This window comes from uncultured Maribacter sp. (assembly GCF_963975365.1).
In the GTDB taxonomy this organism is placed as follows: Bacteria; Bacteroidota; Bacteroidia; order Flavobacteriales; family Flavobacteriaceae; genus Maribacter.
The window spans coordinates 11,342-30,712 of record NZ_CAXBGF010000023.1; the positions used below are offsets into that span (position 1 = coordinate 11,342).

Below are 19,371 nucleotides of genomic sequence, written 5' to 3' on the forward strand. Positions count from 1 at the left end.
AATAGTTTTATGAGGGAAAATCATTTTATTTAATTGGTAATGAGATGGTGAAGGTGGTACCTTCTCCTTGTTTTGTTTCAACAGTTAATTCACCGTCATGCACTTTTACAATATCATAGCTTAATGACAAACCTAAACCCGTTCCTTCTCCCGATGGTTTTGTAGTGAAGAAAGGTTGAAAGATTTTATCTAAAACTTCTTTGGGCACACCGTTACCATTATCGGAAACTTTAATTAAAGCCATATTTCCCTGCTTTTTGGTACTAACGGATACCGTTGGTTCATACCCTTTAGGGTTTTGTTCCTTTTTCTTTTTAACGACGTAAAAAGCATTGGTGATGAGGTTTAAAATTACCCTACCCATATCTTGGGGAACTATATTTATTTTGTCTATGCTATCATCAAAATCAGTATTCAACGTAGCATTAAAAGTTTTGTCCTTAGCACGCAATCCATGGTAGGCAAGGCGTAGGTACTCGTCCGATAGGGTATTGATATCGGTCATTTCTTTTTGACCGGTACTGCTTCGGCTATGCTGTAGCATCCCTTTTACAATACCATCGGCACGTTTACCATGAAAAATAATTTTATCTTCATTAGCAGAAACATCTTTTGCCAAGGCTTTAACTTCGTCGTAATTACCGTTTTTAATTTCTTCCTCTAATTCTTCAAGAAGTTCTTTATTTACTTCAGAGAAATTGTTGACGAAGTTTAGCGGATTCTGAATTTCATGTGCTATACCTGCAGTTAACTCTCCTAAACTTGCCATTTTTTCAGATTGGATAAGTTTAGATTGGGTAGCCTTTAATTCATCGATTTTGTTTTTAAGCTGTTCCGTTCTATGGGATACCCGCTCTTCTAAAACCCTGTTTTCTTTTTTTAACCAGCGTGAACGGTAATTGATTATAAACAAAATAATTGCAGCAATTAATACAAGAAATAATAAAGACGCCCACCATGTTTTCCACCAGGGCGGTAAAATGGTAAAATTGAATGAACTGGGTTCGCCCCAAACATCGTTAAAACCTTTTGAAGCTACTTTAAAGGAATAATCCCCGGGAGGAAGATCTCTATAATTTTCGCTCATTGTTTCCTTAGAAATAGGGCTCCAATTTTTATCTATTCCTTCTAAAATATAACGGTAATACACTTGATCAGGATTCGCATAATACAATCCATTATAATTGAAGCTCAAATAATTTTGGGTATAGGGTAGTTTTAGCTCTACGGGCATGTTATAGGTGCCTTCAACGGTTTTCCATCTCATGGAATTCGTAGCCAAATTTCCGGAATCCTTTCTAACTGAACCTATCCCTTGTTTTGGGTCTGAATTTTTTAACCAGCTAGAATCTAGTTTTTTACGTTTTTCCCATATAGCTTCATTATCATAAAATTTTTGTTTTTGGTCGAGTATATTAATCCCTGAAATGTATGTTGGAGAAGCAATTGTATCCTTTGTTATTTCATCCATTACCGTTAACATTTCCCCCTGCACTCCGGCCCAAAAATTATCATAACGGTCAAATGTGAAACTGTTTTCTGAAAAATCCAGTAAATTTAGGCCTTGTGCCCTACCAATGGTTTTTACGTTCCATATTGGTTTCTGTTCTATGGTCCCGAGTTCCGGACTTAAAATAGTCAATCCTCTTGAAGTCCCGGTATACGCTTCGCCTTTGTGAATGCCTATCGCATACACATCATTGGCCGCAAGTCCTTCCGTCTTTGTGAAATTTGTAATCTCATTTGTGAGTACATCAATAAATTGAACACCCATATCCGTAGCTGCCCAAATATTATTTTTTTCATCTAGCGCTATGGAGAAAACGGTATTCGATAAGAGTCCCTCCTCCGTAGTCAAAAAAACGCGTTCGTTGGTAGTGAGGTCTATTCTTTGAATTCCCGAACCCACACCCGCAATCCAAATATGGTTATTAAGGTCTTTTAGAATGACATTGTTTTGAAATACATTCTCTGCCCTTGTAGGCAAGTGGTATTTTAGGGTTAATTTATCTAAATTAACCCTCATGAGCTCTCCCTCTCTGCCACCGAGCCAAAATTCTCCGTCCCCAGCCTCTATTATTCCTGATATAGCGTTGGTTTCTATACCTTGGTCTGTAGACAATTGTTCAATGGTTTCCTTGTTGGGATCAATGACACTGATTCCCTGTTGACTACCTGTTGCCCATATCTTTCCCGTTGAATCTTGCATTAACCTAGCATTAGAATTGGATATTAAACCATCTACTTTTCCTAGGTGTTTAACTGTTTTTGTTGCCGGATCATAAATGTCGATACCTTCGTACGTACCTATCCATATTTTACCGTCTATTGTTTCTAGAGTGTTCCAGACAGCATTACTGGATAATCCATCCGCAGTCGTAAAATTACCAGGTCTTCCAGTTCTCGGGTCAATTTTATATAACCCACCTTGCGCTACGGCTGCCCAAATTTGCCCTTGCTTATCTTCAATTATTTTTAGAATTGCTTGTGAAGGACCGGACGATATAACAAATTTTTGAAGGACTTTTTCTGACTCGTTAAATTGATACATAATGCCATTGGTACCACCAAACCAAATTGAGCCAGAGGTATCTTGGTAAATGCTTGCAATCGCCTCCATATTTTCGAACAAATTACTGTTCAGATAGTTCATACTACTTGTTCTATCCTCGTCTAAGACCATGGCACCTAACCCAGTTCCAATCCAAAGCCTATTGGCCTTGTCTTCATAAAAAGATGTTACAAATTGATTGGGTAAACCATTCTCACTGGTAAGTTTTATGTTTTTTCCAGATTCTAGATTTATGATATTTACCCCGCCATCGGAAGAAAGCCAAATAAGACCATTCTTATCTTGATAAGGTGTTAGGTTAAATGTGCTCAACAGCCCATTTTCTTCATTGAACTGGAAAATGGTTTTTTCATCTAAATCAATAATATCGTATCCTGAGTATTGTCTTGAGACCCAAAATTTACCATCATTGGCTTCCATAAAACCATATATAGCGGAGGTTTGTAAACCAGAAGAAATTTCATAGATCAAATCTGCTTCAAAATCGATTACAGAAATAGTGTCCGCGTTTCCTACCCATAATCTACCCATGGAATCTTCGAAAAGTACACTTGCGGATGACGTAGTAAGACCTTGTTCCTTACCATAAATTTGCATTTTATGTGAATCAAATTTTGCAATTTTACCATCCATACCAATCCACAACATGCCATTACAATCCTTAAAGATGGTACGTGCTGTTGTTGGAAGGCCTAAATCGGTCGTAGCGGACATTACCCCCCTAGTGGCTCCTTGTTTGCTGTATAATTCTCCGGCCTCCAAAATTTCTGGTTCACCTAATTCCTTAACATTTATAGTTAATCTTCCTTCTATCAAGCTATCCATGCTAAAGGGAGAATAGGGGAGGCTTTCCAAATTAAACGGCTTTTTTTCAATGTTCGCTTTAAAAGGCATCGGTAGCCCCAAATCGATTTTTTTTGATGGTAATTTTTCCCAACTGAATTTTTTGTTCAGTAATCGATTTAATGAATTTGTTTCCTTAGTGGTCCAAACAAGGGTATCTGGTTTTGAAAACTCAAAACTTTTGGTAATAGGTTGTTTAAATTCAGTTTCCGCAGTCGGAAAAGGAGGAATCTCATTATTGTCCGCACATGCTGCAAATAAAATAATTCCAAAAATTATTGGAATGAATATTTTTCTATTTGTGATCATTTTTTTCATGATAAGTTATTCACTGGTAGATTAATAAAAAATGTGGTCCCTTCTCCATTACTGGTTTCTAAGGTTAACTCGCCAGCATGCCCTTTCGTAACAATATCGTAGCTCATACTTAGTCCTAAGCCCGTGCCTTGCCCGGTGGGTTTGGTAGTGAAAAAAGGTTGGAATATTTTCTCTTTAACTTTTTCTGGAATGCCACCACCATTATCAGAAACACTAATCTTTATATGGCTATCAACTTTTTTGGTACTTACAGAAACTATAGGTTTAAAATTATTGTCTTTTTGATATTTCTCGTTCACTGCATAAAAGGCATTCGTAATTAAATTGAGAATTACCCGTCCCATATCTTGTGGTATAATATTTATATTTCCAATATGCTCGTCAAAATCGGTTACCAATTCAGCATTAAACGATTTGTCCTTAGCACGTAATCCGTGATATGCCAAACGTAAATATTCATCTGCCAGCACATTGATATCTGTAGGTTCTTTGGTACCGCTACTACTTCGGCTGTGTTGAAGCATGCCCTTTACAATATTTTCTGCACGTTTACCATGGTGGTTTATTTTCTCCAGGTTTTGTTTGATATCCAACGAAATAGCCACAGCTTCTTCAAGATCCCCTTTATTCAATTCCTCGTTCATTTCATCAATAAGTTCGTTGCTTACTTCACTGAAATTATTAACAAAGTTCAATGGGTTCTGTATCTCATGGGCAATGCCAGCGGTAAGCTCTCCAAGGCTTGCCATTTTTTCGGCTTGGATCAATTGTTTTTGGGTCTGTTGTAACACTAAAAGTGCTTCTTCGGCACTTTTTTTAGCGGCTTGTAATTTTATTAAATCCTCTTTTGCCTTGATGGCATGGGCTTCTGCAATTTTTAAATCCTTGAAACGTGTATAGGTGAGATTGAAAACCGCAGCAAAGCGTTCCAACAATAGTAGGGTCTCTTTTGGTTGTTCCTCTGGAGCAGCCATTCCTATTAAACCTCCGGAAAAATAGGCTATGGTCTGTATTCGTCGTTTTTGTTTTAAACCATCGATAAAAGGAATTTTCATAACGGTATTCAGATAATGGAAATACGCTTGAAGTTCTTTTCCCTTCATGTCAATAATGGTCGATTTCAGTTGTTTTTTCCAACCTTCGACCATTTTTTTGATCGATTTGTTTTCTGATGTATATAGTTCAAAGTGGCGTTCAATTTTACTGCCATCTTCATTCGTGGCCCAAGCCTCAATGGCATTAGCTTTATCGTTAATGATACCAATGAATAAACGATTTGGAGCAATACCAAGTTCTAAAAGTTGTTTGAAAACAATGACTGACGTATCCGCTAGTTCATGAGAGGACTGCATGGCCATAGTACGAGAACGAACTTTCTCTAATGACGCTTCAATTTGTGCTTCCCTTGCTTGCGCTTCTGCCTTTTCAAGGTCAAGAAAACGTGTGTAGGCCTGTGAAAATACTTGCGCAAAGCGCTTAAAAATGGCATTCTCTTCGTTGGTAAAAGGTATGGCCCTATAATTACCAACATAGAGATCAATATGTTGCATTAAAAAACTAGATCGGGCAAAACCTGGACTATTCAAAATAAAATTCTTTACATGCTCTGGGAAATTTTTTAGCGCTGAATGTTGAATCATATGTGCACTCCATGCTCTATTTTCTTCCTTGGTAAAAACATCGGCGATAAAATCATTTTCTTTTTTTTGAGCCTCTATGACTGATTTCAATACTCTACTGTCAAAAAATGGCACTTGGATTAAAACTGGCTTGGGTTGCCCATTGGAAGTGAGCCAAAATTTAAAATCGCTTTCTTGGTAGTTCTTCCCAAAACTAACAGTGTCGAATTTTAAGTCCAATAGTCGTAATTGGGCCGAGACCACCTCTATTACGGCTAACAATTCTTCACTATTGTGCATGGTTAGAGACCGACTACGAACGCGTTCTAAAGCTCCTTCGATTTGTGCTTCTCTCGCCTGGGCTTCAGTTTTTTGAAGGTCGAGAAAACGAGTGTAGGTTTGTTGAAAAGCGTTTGTAAAGCGTAACATCATTTTGATATTACCTTCCGATAACCGTTCAGCGCCTACAATCAATAAATACCCCTGCTTAAAATTAAATGTTTGCAGCGCCAATCTTTTTGGTGTGTGCGCAATTAATTCTTTGGCGGTTAAATTAAAATTAATGGTCCGTTCGGCAATAAACGTTTGATGGTTGATAGTTCCCTTTTCATTCAATTGGATGATATGAAAGGGGTCTTGTTTTTTCCAACTTTTTGTAATAGAACGCATTACCTTCGTTTCCTTATGGGGGACACCCATAGGTTTGGCAAATGCGGTACCGTCCAATTGGTTTGATAAATAATTCCACCCAATATTCTCATCCTTATCCATAAGCACATAGCCACTGGTGAGACTGGATATGCCCAATTTGAAAAGTTCATGATACAAAAGTGAGCCAGCCTCTAAAAGTTCTTCGCTTTTATGCATGGCCATACTTCGAGAACGCACTCTTTCCAAGGCCACTTCAATCTGCGCTTCTCTGGCTTGTGCTTCTGCTTTTTGCAGATCAAGGAAACGAGTATAGGTTTGCTCGAAAACTTTGGCGAATCGTTTGAAAACATCATAAGCTTCAGGATAAGGCTCATAAGTAATGAACATCAGGTAACCTTGTGAGAAAAAGGCACAGTGCGAAATTTGAAATTTTGGCATTTCAAATCCAGAAACCAAAATATCTCCCAATGCTTTTTTAGATGCGGCAAGATTAAACATATAGGTGTAGGTTTCCTCAAGCTCTTGTCCGCCTGACTCCATCACAAACAGCTCTTCGCCACGCTGCCTGGCTTCGGAGATTCTTATGAAGAATGGATTTTCTGTGAGTGGTGTTGTAAATGGAGTACGGAGACCACCATCAACTGCGCTCATCCATTGGGTTACAGCTTTTTCATCCTTCTCAAAAATATTAAATCCGCAGGCCCAAGGACGCATACCTAAAGCTTGCATTTGTTTAAACATCTCGATGGAAGTCTCGGCTAATTCAGAACTGTTCTGCATGGCCATGGTTCTGCTTCTTATCCGTTCCAATGCTGCTTCAATTTGAGCTTCCTTTGCCTGTGCTTCTGCTTTTTGGAGATCAAGGAATCGGGTATAGGTTTGTTCGAAGACCTTGGCGAAGCGTTGAAAAATTCCATGAGCTTCTGGTACGGGTTTGTACGTGATAAAAAGGATGTAACCATATTTAAAGAAAGCGATATGATCTATTTGATAAGTGGGTAATTTGATACCGGATTCCTCCATGTCTTTTAGGGCATCTCCTGCTAGTGGTATGGTTTTTAAGTAATCATAATGCACCTTGCATTTGGCTCCCGAAAATTCTTCGATATGAAACTTTTCTCCCTGCTGCCCCTTAATATAAAAATCCAAAAAGAATTTCTCCCGTGGCGTTTTGTAATAGGGCAACGTTCCGTTTTTACTGCTAAACCACTCGTAATCCCCTTCTGCATTATCTGCGTAGATATGGAATGCAGATCCCCAGGTTTCAATGCCGAGCCCTCTTATCTGTTCATCCAAAAGGGAAGAGGCATCGGCCAATTCCTCACTTTTACGCATTGCCATTGTACGGGCCCTTACCCGTTCTAAAGCCGCTTCAATCTCCAGTTCACGATTTTTTTCTTCCAGTTCTTTGGTACGGCGTTTTATCGCTTCACGTAATTCTAAATTTTCTTTGCTTATTTGATTAAAGCCTATGGTTTCACCTTCTTGAGCTTTGCTGTCAGGTGTAGAGTAATGTTGATATACAAAATGCCAACCGGCTTCATTCTGCTCTAGTATATTGCTAAAACGAAATCTACCGTAAAAACTCCAATCGTTTCCATTCGTAAACCAAGCATCGAATAGGTGTGTAATAAAAACTAATTCCCCAAATTGTTCTACGATTTTAGTTTCATTACGTAACTGGGTGTTTCCGGAAAGTTGATCTGCAGTAGCTTTAAAAAAATTAGTGGTATCCTTTCTGTTTAAGAATTCTTCATTGCTGGTAGAGCCAATAAAATGAAAGGCGTCATCAAAGTAGGAATTGTAGGTGGTCACATCACCATTTAAGTAACTGTACAGCCATTTATTATAAACATCTAATACTGCGGCCTCAATCTTTTTGCTTGGTTTCATTTATTGGTCGGTAATGCTGTTGAAATAGAAAAACGCCAACCAAAAACATACTAATAGCTTTATAGGGCATTTCTAAATTTTAAAAAACAAAAAAATCAATACGTAGTAATCATCATCTATATAATGACTAGGCATAGTTTGACCTTTTAAATAACTAAGGGGGAGCTTTGTAGTTGTTTAAATTAAGAAAATTAGCTTTAAGTTCTACTTTAAGTACAGGAGATTTTAATATGGATTTAGGGTTATTTGATATATTGACGAAAAATACTACAGAATATGAATTGAATTGAAAGAGATAGCTCTGTAGATGCACATAACTTTTTTCTTAAAATTATTTGACATGTATAAATACTTGACAATATTTAGTACAAAATATTGTCAAGTATTTTATTCAAATACTGTTCTGCGGCTGTAATTTTTTTATCTGAACGGAAGAGTTCATAGAGTTCTTTTTTTAAATCTGACAACTCCATCTGACTAAATTCGAGTACACCTATAGAAGCTTCAATTTTTTCAAACCTGGTATCCTCATCATCCTTTTTAAATTCTTTATAAAGTGCTGCAAAAGTGGCGCTATCTGTTTTTTGTTTGATCAAATCAATCTCTTCTGGGGTCTGTTCTGAATCTGCCTGTGCACATAATAATAACAGATAGACCTTCAGTTCATGCTTAGACCAATTTTTACTTGAGTTTCTCATTTTTTTGTGTTTTTTTCGTTTCTAGTAATAATCATAATCCACTTGAATTTCAAGAACGGATTGAAAAAGGTTTACAGGCTTTTTTAGGCCTGGGTAAAATTTGTTGCTGTTTTTTACATGTTTCGAGGCCAAATATTATGGCTATGGTAATGACAATAGATAAGGTAATAAAAATTGCCATCATTTGTATTTTATATTATTCCACATACTAAAATTGTTTTCCTGCTTCCGTCAATTCCTTGGCATGAGTTACGATAAAATATTAGGCTTTTGTGAATGACTCCATGGTTTCCCTTCCTACCTCCCAAGCAGTGGTTAATACCAATTTTACGGCATCGCTCTGCTTAAGGTCAAATTGTAGTGTAACATAGGTTTCCTTGGTCATTCCGGGGTATTCAAACCTGTTTTCCCCAACGTAGTCAAAACGCTCCCCATAAACTTCATTCTGTAACCAGGGTAGACCATCTTTTTCAAAAAGTTCGCGGATCTTACCGGTTTCATCGTTTTTATATTTCCCGGTAATTTGGGAAAGGGAGCTATACGAAACCTTTAAACGTTCGTTCATGTTACAATCAAAAGAAACCTTGAGCATACCATCTTCTTTAGTTACTTCGAGTACTCTGTTTTTAGCTTTTACAGATGCTGAAGATGCATCTTTTTTAAGATATGGGTCCCCGGTAAAATAGATCTGTGTTACCAAACTTTGATAACCTGGAGCCGATATCATCATATGAAAATGTGCTGGTCTAATAAATCCGCCTCCCGCATCATAGGGTACGGGCATTTGGGATTGAAAACTATATTTGCCATGTTCATCGCAATATGTAGTGCCTCTATATCTATATGCATCGGTATCGTTGTCATAGACTTCATCTGCTGAACAATGCCAAAGTTCTATTTCTGCATTCTTATAAGGTGTTGTACCGTCTTTATGACGCACACTGCCGGATAGTTGAACTAACTTCCCTGGCACTCCTTTGACGACCAAATTATTTCGTACAGGGCTGTCGGGCCTATAAAACGGACCGAGAATATCTGTTGTCGTTTCGCAGTCACCTATATACGATTCGCCATTGAATTTGATAAAACCTGTGGTGCAAATTGCAACGGCGCTTAGAACTGCCAATTTTGTAAATGTTCTTTTTATCATGATGTTAGTTTTTAAAATTGATTTACATCTGTTCTTTTTATCAAGTTAATGGTAACGCCGCAAACCATTCGGCAAATGCCTGCCAAGGTGGAATTCGAATCTGAAATACGAGTATGGAGTGTACAAATACATACAGTGCAAGGGCAAACGGGAACACCCACCGACCTGTTTTTTGCTTTCGCTCTGCGACGATCAAAGCTAAAAGCAATCCATAAAGAATGACTAATGTGATAATATATCCGCTTAGAGCAAAACCTTCATTCGGAAAAAATGTGTAGAGGATTAAACGAACCAATGCCGGTTCTATTAATACGATTCCTGCGACTATCATTCCCCGTGCATGTATGGTCATGGTATGTCTATATTTTATGGCAATTCCATATCCGAATGAAAAAATCAAAAGGTCTTTTGCAGGAACCCATAGTTCTAGACCCAAGTTTTCTTGAGGGTCTCGTAGTGTGCTATGGGCCAGTAGGATAATCGAAATAAAAATAAGCGGAACAAGGATGTACGATAGTTTTCCAATTTTTTTATGAAGTTCAAATTTCTTTTGAAAAATTAGAATAGGTTGGGCTATCAGCATAAAAATCCAAAGTACTGCAAGGAAAGCATGGAAATGAAAATAGAACGTAAAATCGGCGGTACCATCAAAAAACTTGGCAAAATAGGAAGGCCAAAATCCGGCCATGGCAAGTAGAAAAAGACCTATAAAATAATAACCACTCTTTTCAAAAGCTACTGCTCGTTTTTTGGTTTTCATGGTTTGGATGGTGTCTTTGAAATTAATTGAATAGGAATATTTTATGATTAAAAGTATGTTCGGTGGTATTAGGTCGAAACAAGCTGCCCAAGGCCATTAGTTTGGTCTTTTATGATTGTAGTATATTTATTATAAGAATTTGTCATTTACTTGGTGTCAACATATTGCTGAAATGCCATTTCTTTCCCATTTTTCAAGGTCAGAAAAATGAGCGAATTGAGCGTCATATTACCATTTCTGTAATCATTATATATTAAGGTTGCGACCACTTTTTTATTTTGCATATATGGTGGTTAGATAGCTTTAGGATTAAAGTATTGTTTTCTTTACTATGTTTAGCATAGAGGCCATTCAATACGGAATTTGTGCCTAGGTGAAGATTGTCATCTAATAGCGTACTACCCTCTGCTATGTTCCAAACCAATTTTTCATTTTTTAAATTAAGTGCGACCGGCATGTTATCTTTTTGAATGTTTTAAAAACAGACAGACTTTATTTATCAACAGTTAAATAATTTATTTTCAATAACACTAAAAATTGAAATTCAACTATTAATAAAATAGATCCCCCCGAATTAGGTCTGCCTGTTATTATTTTTGTGTTTTTATTCATCAGTTTTTACTAGCAGCAGGTGAATTGGTAATACCTATATTACTGCTGGTAAAAAATTGATGGTACGTAGGCTAAAGTTTGATTGTTTATAAAAGTTAGGGTAGTTTAAGTTATTCAGTAGGTGGTGTTAACGTATACCCTTGTTTTGTCAATAAATTGATATAATCTAAATAATAACGCATGGTCGTAATTTTACCGTCGACTACTAATGATGCAATATGGTAAGGTACGGGTGTTATAATTCCGGTTTTGTTATTCTTAAGGTTATTTACGCCCCAGGTAAGCAACCATTCTCCTTCGTTCCAATTATTTTCAACCTTTACAGGTAAATACAGGTCATTAGAAATATTATGTTTATAATTGGCAAGGCTATTGACCCAGTATGCCTTGTGTTGCGTTGTATTTAAAGAGTCTAAGCCACCACCAAGACCATAAACCATGGCATCTTTGGTCATTAAAGCCGCTATACCTTCGACATCGGCATTTTGTAGTGCTGTCACGTACTTTTTTAGTGTTTCAGTAGCAGCTTTCCCGTTATCGAAGTCTAAGGTCACTATAGGCTCTTGAGCTTTACATATTGTGACTGCAAACATTAAGGTGACAAAAAGAAATATGATATTTAATCTTTTCATAATTTATTGATTTACTTATTAATACTACTTTTTGAAATTCTAATTAGAGGAGCTATTTTAAAGAAATCAATATTTCGATTGAAATGCAATTGGTTTTGGACGGATATGATTTTAAACTGTCCGAATAGCTCTTTTTATTTATCGAAGCTATTGGGAAATGGATTATGATGTAAAATACTCAAATGATAATTTTATCTACTAGCATAGAGCAACGTAAATTAATAAGCACAAACAATAGGGGCGTGTACCAGAAGCTCATCGATGGTTCTGGCATTGTAACATGATTTACCCGATAATCGAGATTTAAATGCCACGACACTTTCGTAGAACTATAACTTCAATTTCCTTTTAATGCCTCATGGGCTTGCCCCGAGGTTTACTATTCCTATAAATTATTTTAGATTTTCTTAATCGTGCATTACCTTAAGTTGTAATTGTGCTTGGTAAAAGTTGTTCAATGATTTTGCCATCTCTGTTGATATGCACGTAGTAAGAATGGTTTTTATCGTCTAAAGAAATAGAAGTAAAAACTTCTTCGTCGATAAAATGAATTGCAGAACGGTCATCACAGGCATACCCATCAGTTAGTTTTCCAGAAAGGATATTAGTATGGTACAGTGGTCTTCTAAATGTTTCAGAATTGTAATGTGGACAATGGCTTTTATCAATAAATTTCATTCCTTCTACAATACTTAATTCTTTTGGTCTAGAATCTGTAGTGCCACCATTGAACCAACAAAGGGAACCAGCGCTACCACCACCCATAATAACCCCATTCTCATATGCTTTTTTTAGCGCAATATCAATTTCTTGCACTTTCCATATCGCCAACATATTTAGGGTGTTTCCACCGCCAACGATAATAGCATCCATTTTTGAAATGATTTCTTCGAACGATTCTTTTTGGTCATAAGAATTTATCCAAACACTTAACACATGCGGAACCACATTAATTTGCGAACATACCTCATAAAAAGAGTCGATGTATTCCTGATTTTCACCGCTGGCAGTAGGAATAAAACATAGGTTCGGGTTGTCTTTACCTGTAGCCTCGGCCATATATTTTAAAAAAGGCACAGTATGTCTACCGCTACCATAAATTAAAAGTTGTCTTTTCATAAAGACAAATTAATCGATTCTAAATCTAAAAGGAAGGGATAGAGTTCCTAATTTTTTAAAAATTTTTGAATAGACATATTATTTTATTCCATAATTGGGGAAGATATCGAATAGCCCCACTCCTCCAATAGGCCTAAATGGTCAAAGAAAACAGACTCATGTACAATATGACCCTCATCATCAAAAGTTAGAATACTTATGCCCTCGGTATGCCCTATTTTTCCGGTAGGGGATATAGTTCCATACATTCCTGTGTTAGTGCCAACAACTTTCCAATTAACATAGGTTCTATTTTCAAAAACGTTTATTTCCTTGTCAACCATTTTAAAATCGGGCATTGCCCTATGCCAAAAACGCATCGATTTGAAAAGTTCGTTCTGATTTCTCGATTGTATTTTACCGTTTACATTACGTATTAATTTGTTTATGGTAATCAATTTAAGTAAAACGGTATCAGTATCACTCCATGCATTTAAATAGTCTTTTGTAGCTTTTTTTAATATTGTTTCGGTCGTACTAATTTTTGGTAAACTCTCCTTATTTTCACGAGGGTTTGCATCCTTGCATGAAAAAGCTAGAATGAACAGTAGTACCAACAAGTTAAAATTGAGTTTTTCCATGATGGACAATTACCAAATACGCCATTACTCCAAAAGAAAGGATAAACTATTGAATTAAACAAGGATAGAGGATGAGTCTACACATATTTTGTCCGAAGAATCCCATTTACTGATCGGGAGGTTAATGAATAGAATGTTGTACATTTAGTGAAAGGTCATTTTCGATTAATAAGAATCAACTTGTAAAATGATTGCGTTATATAAAAAATTTGGACACGCTTTTATTCTGTCTTTTTTGGGACTAAGCTTTAGCTATGGTCAATTAGTTGACTTGAATAGTGACCACCCTTATAAAAGGGTATTTGTTGATACCGATAATTTTGGAGCCTCTTATCTAGATACTTTAGAGCAGGGGTATCATAAGGTTAAAACAGATTCAGTTCAATTCTCGATACTCAATGATTTGGCATATTATTGGCATACCAGAAACTTAAACACGGCCATGGCCTTTACCAAAAAGGGTCTAGAGCTTACCTCTATTAAAAAAGACCTTGTCTGGCATGGTAGATTTCAACTTACCCAAGGCGCCATTCTTCTACGAATGGAGAAATTAGATAGTGCCCAAAATGTTTTAGAATTAGCAAAAACCAAAGTTCATCTGTCTGATCTACCCTTTTTAAACACTCAGATGGGCTATGTATTTGAACGAAGAGGGCAACTAGATAAAGCCGCAGACTATGCACTAAAAACACTTAATTTAGGTGAAAAGCTTAATAGTGATAAGGCTAAAGCAATGGCTTATAGCGATTTAAGTAATCTTTTTTGGAAACAGGCAAAATTTGAATCGGGATTAGAATATGGTCTACGTTCCTTAAAATTATTTGAAGCTTTGGGCATTACAGATCTAGACTACGACTTTACATTATATGTAACCGGTAATAATTACCTGGCTTTAGGGGATTATGAAAAGGCACGAAAATACTATGAGCATTCTATCATCATTGGTGAGCGTTATGGGTTTTACAATAATTTGAGTGATGTCTATATATCTCTGGTTGATCTCTATTCCTATTTAAATGAATATGAAAATGCCTTAGAAGCTGGTCGTAATGCTGTTAAATATGCCGAGCTTTTGGAAAATAACTTCATGGTTATGCGTGCTTGGCTTTCCATAGGAAAAATGCACAATAAAAGGGGTAACTGTGCAGAAGCAATTAAGGGGCTCAGAAAATCTATAAATGTTGCCACGGTGGATTTTGGAGATGCCTATTATTTAAGTGATGTATATTATGAATTAGGAAGAGCTTATGCTAAAAAGATGGAGTATGAGAATGCATATAAGGCATTTTCTGTATATGATTCACTAAAAAAAGAAGTATTTACAGCCGAGGCCGATCTTCGTATCTCACAGTTAAGAACAGAATTTGATGTGGCACAAAAGGAGGGTATGATAGTATTGCAACAAACACAGATAAAAAAGCAGCAGACACGTCAACATCTTATTATCATTATTACGGTATTGTTGTTATTGTTACTGCTATTGGCATATAAAGCTATTTCAAACAATATAAAAAAGAATAAACTGTTGCAAAATAAAAATGCCGAAAAGGAATTTTTGCTAAAGGAAATACACCATCGGGTAAAAAACAATCTTGAGATTGTTTCTAGCTTACTATCCCTTCAGGCAGCACGAATTGTAGATCCTAAAATTTTGGATGCCATGGAGCAAAGTCAGCAACGTGTTCATAGTATGGGTATGATTCATCAAAAATTATATCTAGGCGAAAAACTGGCGACTGTAGAAATGAAAGATTATTTTATTGATCTAACCGATTATATCATCCATTCCTATGGTAAAAACGACCTGGTAACCGTTAATTTGGAAATGAATGAGCTTGAACTTGATGTCGATATGGCAATATCTATAGGTCTTATTGTTAATGAGTTGATTACAAATTCACTAAAATATGCTTTTCCAGATGATAGAAAGGGTAGTATACATTTAGCATTAAAAGAGAAAGCAGATTTATTTGTTTTGGAGGTAAGTGATAATGGTATTGGTATTGCATCGGACAAACTAGTCGATGGTACCGGTTTTGGGACCCATTTAGTTGATTTGTTGGTAAAACAATTGGATGGAAAAATGATTTTGGTAACGGATCAAGGTACATCGGTATGTATACAATTTCAAAATACAAAAGCTGCTTAATGGAAAAAGATAAGGTGAGTATATTAATAGTTGAGGATGATATGATCATTGCGGCCAATTTGTCTATTCAATTAACAAGTCTAGGCTATGAGGTTACCGGTATTTTACCTAGGGGAGAAGAGGCCATTATCCATGTCATAGAGAATAGGCCACACATATTGCTAATGGATATTAATCTAAAAGGTGAGTTAAGCGGTATAGAAACGGCCAAAGCAATTCAAAAAAATAATAACATTTCCCTTATATACCTTACTGCTAATAGTGACGATGCTACTTTTAATAAGGCCAAAGAAACCCATCCTAAGGCATTTATCACAAAACCCTTCAACAAATTAGTTTTACAACGTACTATTGCTTTAGTCGTAGAGCAAATGAAAGATGAGAAAGAATCGAGTAAGAATGCGCAGCATATTGAAGTTCTTGAAGACCGGATTTTTGTACGTCATAATGGAAGAATGGAAAAATTGCTTTTAGAAGACATACTTTATATTGAGGCAGATCGCAATTACTGCATTCTAATTACACCTAAAATCAAGCATATTCTTACATGCACACTAAAGGTAATGGAAGAAAAGCTTCCAAAATCCAGTTTTGTTCGTGTACACCGTTCCTTTATTATTAATATCTCAAAATTAGACGTTTTGGCCGATGGTCATTTAGAAATTGGTAGAAACGTGATTCCTATTGGGAAATCGCATAAAGAACTGTTGTTGAATCGTATACGTACTGTTTAACTCGTTGTGTTCTCCCTAAAAATCTTTTGATAGTTTAAAACCTTAATTAGGACACTTTTTATATAGGTTCGTCCTGTTCTCATTTTCTTCTTAAAAATAATCGGGTACTATTACAAATGGTTCATGGGAATCATAGTTACTATAACCACTAAATTATAAGAACATGAAAAAAGGAGTATTAATTATCGCACTAATGCTATTTGGTTTTATGACCAATGCACAAGAAACATTATATCTGGTTTTTGAATTTATGAAGGTAGATAATGAACAATCTACTGCATACGACGAAACGGAATCATTCTGGGAAAAAATTCAACAACAGCGGGTAAAATCAGGTGATATACTTGGTTGGGATTTATGGAGTTTACAACCTGGAGGAGAAATGCAAGGGTTTCAATACCTAACGGTGTCACTTTATAGTGATCCGGTAAAAATGATGAATGGCAGTAGTTGGAGTAATATAATGGATAGGGTAAAGGCCGCATATCCTAATATGACAGAAACCGAACTTACCGAAAAAATTAATGGTTCGGCAAGAACAAGGGATTTGGCAGTACGAATATATGCCCAACAAATTGCAACAACAGCAGGGTTTTCACCAACAGAAATGGTTTTGGGCACAATTGCTGAAATAGATATGATGAAAGTTGACCTTATGAATTATAATATCTATGAAAATGCAGAGAAAGAGGTATTTCAGTCTTTACATCAAAAAGAGGTAGATTCAGATAAGAAGCTAAATTGGGGGTTGATCAGGTTTATGAATCCTATAGGTAGTGATACCTATGCATCGCATATGACGGTAAGTATGTTTAAAGATTATGACCAGGCCTTAAATCAAAATATAAACTACAGTGAGGGAGCTACACCTGCTAATACCAAGCAGATGCAAGAAGGTATTGCAGCAAGAGATTTGAAATATGTGTATATGGCCCAACTAATTAGAATGGTGCGTTAATAAAGGAGATTCGTTTTTTTTTTATTTTTTTAGCTAAAAACCCCCTTGATTATGGTCATGAGGGTTTTTTATTTAGAAATTTTTCAATTTAAACTAGTCTCTACTACTTGAATCGTTTCTCTTTTTAGGCCTACTAATATTCCTATTATTTTTTCCACGAAAGTTGTTTCCACCAGGTCTGTTTTTATTACTAGATTTTCCTGGTCCTCTTGGGCTACGCGGTGGTCTATCATCGTTCTCTTCAGGAGTATCATCTATAAACTGATGCTCTGGCATACGAGGAACAGGCTGCTTTATGAGTTTTTCAATATCACGTAGATAAGTTCTTTCTTCTTTATCACAGAAAGATAGGGCAGTACCACTTGCACTGGCACGACCTGTTCTACCGATTCGGTGTACATAGGTTTCAGATACATTTGGCAAGTCATAATTTACCACCAATGATAAATCTTCAACATCGATACCTCTCGCGGCAATATCAGTGGCAACCAATACCTTTAATTTACCATCTTTAAAATCACCCAAAGCTTTTTGTCGTGCCGTTTGCGATTTATTACCGTGAATGGCTGCAGAACGAATATCGGCCTGCGCCAATTTCTTTACTATTTTATTGGCACCATGTTTTGTGCGTGAAAATACCAATACAGAAGCTTGTGGCTGTTGTTCCAGCAAATGAACCAACAACTTTGGTTTATTACCCTTGCTTACAAAGAAAACACCTTGTTCTACCTTCTCTGCGGTAGCTTGTTCTGGTTTAATGGTAATGCGTTCAAAATCACCCAGCATCTTTCGAGAAAGCTCTACAATATCTTTTGGCATGGTTGCCGAAAAGAAAAGTGACTGTCTTTTTGGAGGAAGTTTTGCAATGATTTTTTTAATGTCATGAATGAAACCCATATCCAACATTTGGTCTGCTTCATCTAAAACAACATACTCTAGATCTCTAAAAGAAATAAATCCTTGGTTCATTAGATCTAATAAGCGCCCAGGAGTTGCAATCAATATATCAACACCTCCTCTTAAGGCATTAACTTGTTTGCCTTGCTTAACTCCTCCAAAAATAACTGTATTACGAAGTCCTGTATGCTTACCATATGCAGTAAAACTTTCACCAATTTGAATGGCAAGTTCACGGGTAGGTGTAACGACCAACGCTTTTACTTTTCTTTTTGTCTGACTTAAACTAATTCCTTCATACAAATGATGAAGAATTGGAATACCAAAGGCAGCCGTTTTACCAGTACCTGTTTGTGCAACACCTAAAAGGTCTTTGCCTTTAAGTAGTATAGGAATAGATTGTTCTTGAATTGGAGTAGGGTGAGTATAACCTTCAGCTTCTAAGGCTTTTAGGATAGGTTCGGCTATGCCGAGTTCTTTAAATGTCATAATTTTTAATAAGCGGCAAAGGTACGCTTTAATGTGGAAGTAATTTTAAAGTATTAAGTAGATTGGCAATAAGGATTAAAACTAGTTTTAAGTGTTTATTAGAAAGTAATTAGCGCAAAGTATTCCTATATGATGCAAGACCAGAATATATAAAGGTAAAAATTGATACTTTAATAATGATTAAAAGGCTTTCTGGAGAGCGTTAATAGTCGATTAACGACATCAATTATCGATAAGGTAATTTTGGGTACGGTGTCGTTTATCGACAAGATTTTACACTTCAACTTAACACATGTAAACTAACGAGTAATATGTGCTTTTCAGCGACTCACTACCTAGTGAAACAAGGTCTGCTGCGTTCTATTAGTCTAATAAGCGCAAGTCATGAAAGCAATATTTACAATCATCTTTATCCTCTTCTTAAGCTTTGCTGCGCAAGCTCAAAACGCTACTTATGAAGTTAAGGTTGAAACTATTGAAATGACAATCGTTACTGAAACCACTAATGAGTTAAACCTTGGGTCTAAAACTGATGTAGCTCGTTTGTACAAATTCAAAAATTCAAAAATTAAAAAAGAGTTAAACTTCATTACTAAAGAAAACAAGCCTAAAATGGCTTAAACTTCAGTATTCAGTATTCAGTATTCAGTATTCAGT

The 19,371-nt window shown here is 36.2% G+C and carries 13 protein-coding genes; 4 read left to right on the plus strand and 9 right to left on the minus strand.

What is annotated here, in order from left to right; genetic code table 11:
• Positions 1-25: 25 nt before the first annotated feature.
• The 8 genes from AACZ49_RS17570 to AACZ49_RS17605 all read right to left on the minus strand — a co-directional run bounded on the left by AACZ49_RS17570 (position 26) and on the right by AACZ49_RS17605 (position 13,487).
• Complete coding sequence (locus AACZ49_RS17570; protein ID WP_339657462.1) at positions 26-3,733, minus strand: two-component regulator propeller domain-containing protein; 3,708 nt, start codon at positions 3,731-3,733, stop codon at positions 26-28.
• On the minus strand, positions 3,730-7,896 hold the full coding sequence (locus AACZ49_RS17575) for an ATP-binding protein (RefSeq protein ID WP_339657464.1): 4,167 nt from the start codon (positions 7,894-7,896) through the stop codon (positions 3,730-3,732). The genes AACZ49_RS17570 and AACZ49_RS17575 overlap by 4 nt, the downstream gene beginning before the upstream one ends.
• Positions 7,897-8,258: 362 nt before the next feature.
• Complete coding sequence (locus AACZ49_RS17580) at positions 8,259-8,594, minus strand: hypothetical protein (protein ID WP_339657466.1); 336 nt, start codon at positions 8,592-8,594, stop codon at positions 8,259-8,261.
• A 262-nt stretch (positions 8,595-8,856) separates the two neighbouring features.
• A complete protein-coding gene (locus AACZ49_RS17585; RefSeq protein WP_339657469.1) occupies positions 8,857-9,744 on the minus strand; it encodes a hypothetical protein in 888 nt (295 codons plus the stop codon).
• A gap of 40 nt (positions 9,745-9,784) precedes the next feature.
• Positions 9,785-10,504, minus strand: a complete 720-nt coding sequence (locus AACZ49_RS17590; RefSeq protein WP_339657471.1) for a hypothetical protein — start codon at positions 10,502-10,504, stop codon at positions 9,785-9,787.
• 722 nt (positions 10,505-11,226) lie between these two features.
• Complete coding sequence (locus AACZ49_RS17595; protein ID WP_339657473.1) at positions 11,227-11,748, minus strand: hypothetical protein; 522 nt, start codon at positions 11,746-11,748, stop codon at positions 11,227-11,229.
• A gap of 423 nt (positions 11,749-12,171) precedes the next feature.
• On the minus strand, positions 12,172-12,867 hold the full coding sequence (locus tag AACZ49_RS17600) for a peptidase E (protein WP_339657475.1): 696 nt from the start codon (positions 12,865-12,867) through the stop codon (positions 12,172-12,174).
• Between the two features lie 83 nt (positions 12,868-12,950).
• Complete coding sequence (locus tag AACZ49_RS17605; protein WP_339657477.1) at positions 12,951-13,487, minus strand: ester cyclase; 537 nt, start codon at positions 13,485-13,487, stop codon at positions 12,951-12,953.
• A gap of 187 nt (positions 13,488-13,674) precedes the next feature.
• Between AACZ49_RS17605 and AACZ49_RS17610 the strand changes: the two genes are divergently transcribed.
• From AACZ49_RS17610 to AACZ49_RS17620, 3 genes are all read left to right on the plus strand, one after another.
• Positions 13,675-15,636, plus strand: coding sequence for a histidine kinase dimerization/phosphoacceptor domain -containing protein (locus tag AACZ49_RS17610; RefSeq protein ID WP_339657479.1), 1,962 nt, complete (start codon positions 13,675-13,677; stop codon positions 15,634-15,636).
• Positions 15,636-16,370: a response regulator gene (locus AACZ49_RS17615; protein WP_339657481.1), complete on the plus strand. Its 735-nt coding sequence runs from the start codon at positions 15,636-15,638 to the stop codon at positions 16,368-16,370. The genes AACZ49_RS17610 and AACZ49_RS17615 overlap by 1 nt, the downstream gene beginning before the upstream one ends.
• A 163-nt stretch (positions 16,371-16,533) precedes the next feature.
• Positions 16,534-17,328, plus strand: a complete 795-nt coding sequence (locus AACZ49_RS17620) for a hypothetical protein (protein ID WP_339657483.1) — start codon at positions 16,534-16,536, stop codon at positions 17,326-17,328.
• A gap of 93 nt (positions 17,329-17,421) precedes the next feature.
• On the opposite strand, the gene AACZ49_RS17625 is transcribed toward AACZ49_RS17620, so the two are convergent.
• Positions 17,422-18,714, minus strand: coding sequence for a DEAD/DEAH box helicase (locus AACZ49_RS17625; RefSeq protein ID WP_339657485.1), 1,293 nt, complete (start codon positions 18,712-18,714; stop codon positions 17,422-17,424).
• A 384-nt stretch (positions 18,715-19,098) separates the two neighbouring features.
• Here AACZ49_RS17625 and AACZ49_RS17630 point away from each other — a divergent pair, with 384 nt between their 5' ends.
• Complete coding sequence (locus AACZ49_RS17630; RefSeq protein WP_339657487.1) at positions 19,099-19,335, plus strand: hypothetical protein; 237 nt, start codon at positions 19,099-19,101, stop codon at positions 19,333-19,335.
• Positions 19,336-19,371 lie beyond the last annotated feature (36 nt).

What these genes read in the sequence shown, in the direction of transcription:
- AACZ49_RS17570 (WP_339657462.1), bottom strand. Translation starts at nt 3,733, where the DNA reads ATGAAAAAAATGATCACAAATAGAAAAATATTCATTCCAATAATTTTT.
- AACZ49_RS17575 (WP_339657464.1), bottom strand. Translation starts at nt 7,896, where the DNA reads ATGAAACCAAGCAAAAAGATTGAGGCCGCAGTATTAGATGTTTATAAT.
- AACZ49_RS17580 (WP_339657466.1), bottom strand. Translation starts at nt 8,594, where the DNA reads ATGAGAAACTCAAGTAAAAATTGGTCTAAGCATGAACTGAAGGTCTAT.
- AACZ49_RS17585 (WP_339657469.1), bottom strand. Translation starts at nt 9,744, where the DNA reads ATGATAAAAAGAACATTTACAAAATTGGCAGTTCTAAGCGCCGTTGCA.
- AACZ49_RS17590 (WP_339657471.1), bottom strand. Translation starts at nt 10,504, where the DNA reads ATGAAAACCAAAAAACGAGCAGTAGCTTTTGAAAAGAGTGGTTATTAT.
- AACZ49_RS17595 (WP_339657473.1), bottom strand. Translation starts at nt 11,748, where the DNA reads ATGAAAAGATTAAATATCATATTTCTTTTTGTCACCTTAATGTTTGCA.
- AACZ49_RS17600 (WP_339657475.1), bottom strand. Translation starts at nt 12,867, where the DNA reads ATGAAAAGACAACTTTTAATTTATGGTAGCGGTAGACATACTGTGCCT.
- AACZ49_RS17605 (WP_339657477.1), bottom strand. Translation starts at nt 13,487, where the DNA reads ATGGAAAAACTCAATTTTAACTTGTTGGTACTACTGTTCATTCTAGCT.
- AACZ49_RS17610 (WP_339657479.1), top strand. Translation starts at nt 13,675, where the DNA reads ATGATTGCGTTATATAAAAAATTTGGACACGCTTTTATTCTGTCTTTT.
- AACZ49_RS17615 (WP_339657481.1), top strand. Translation starts at nt 15,636, where the DNA reads ATGGAAAAAGATAAGGTGAGTATATTAATAGTTGAGGATGATATGATC.
- AACZ49_RS17620 (WP_339657483.1), top strand. Translation starts at nt 16,534, where the DNA reads ATGAAAAAAGGAGTATTAATTATCGCACTAATGCTATTTGGTTTTATG.
- AACZ49_RS17625 (WP_339657485.1), bottom strand. Translation starts at nt 18,714, where the DNA reads ATGACATTTAAAGAACTCGGCATAGCCGAACCTATCCTAAAAGCCTTA.
- AACZ49_RS17630 (WP_339657487.1), top strand. Translation starts at nt 19,099, where the DNA reads ATGAAAGCAATATTTACAATCATCTTTATCCTCTTCTTAAGCTTTGCT.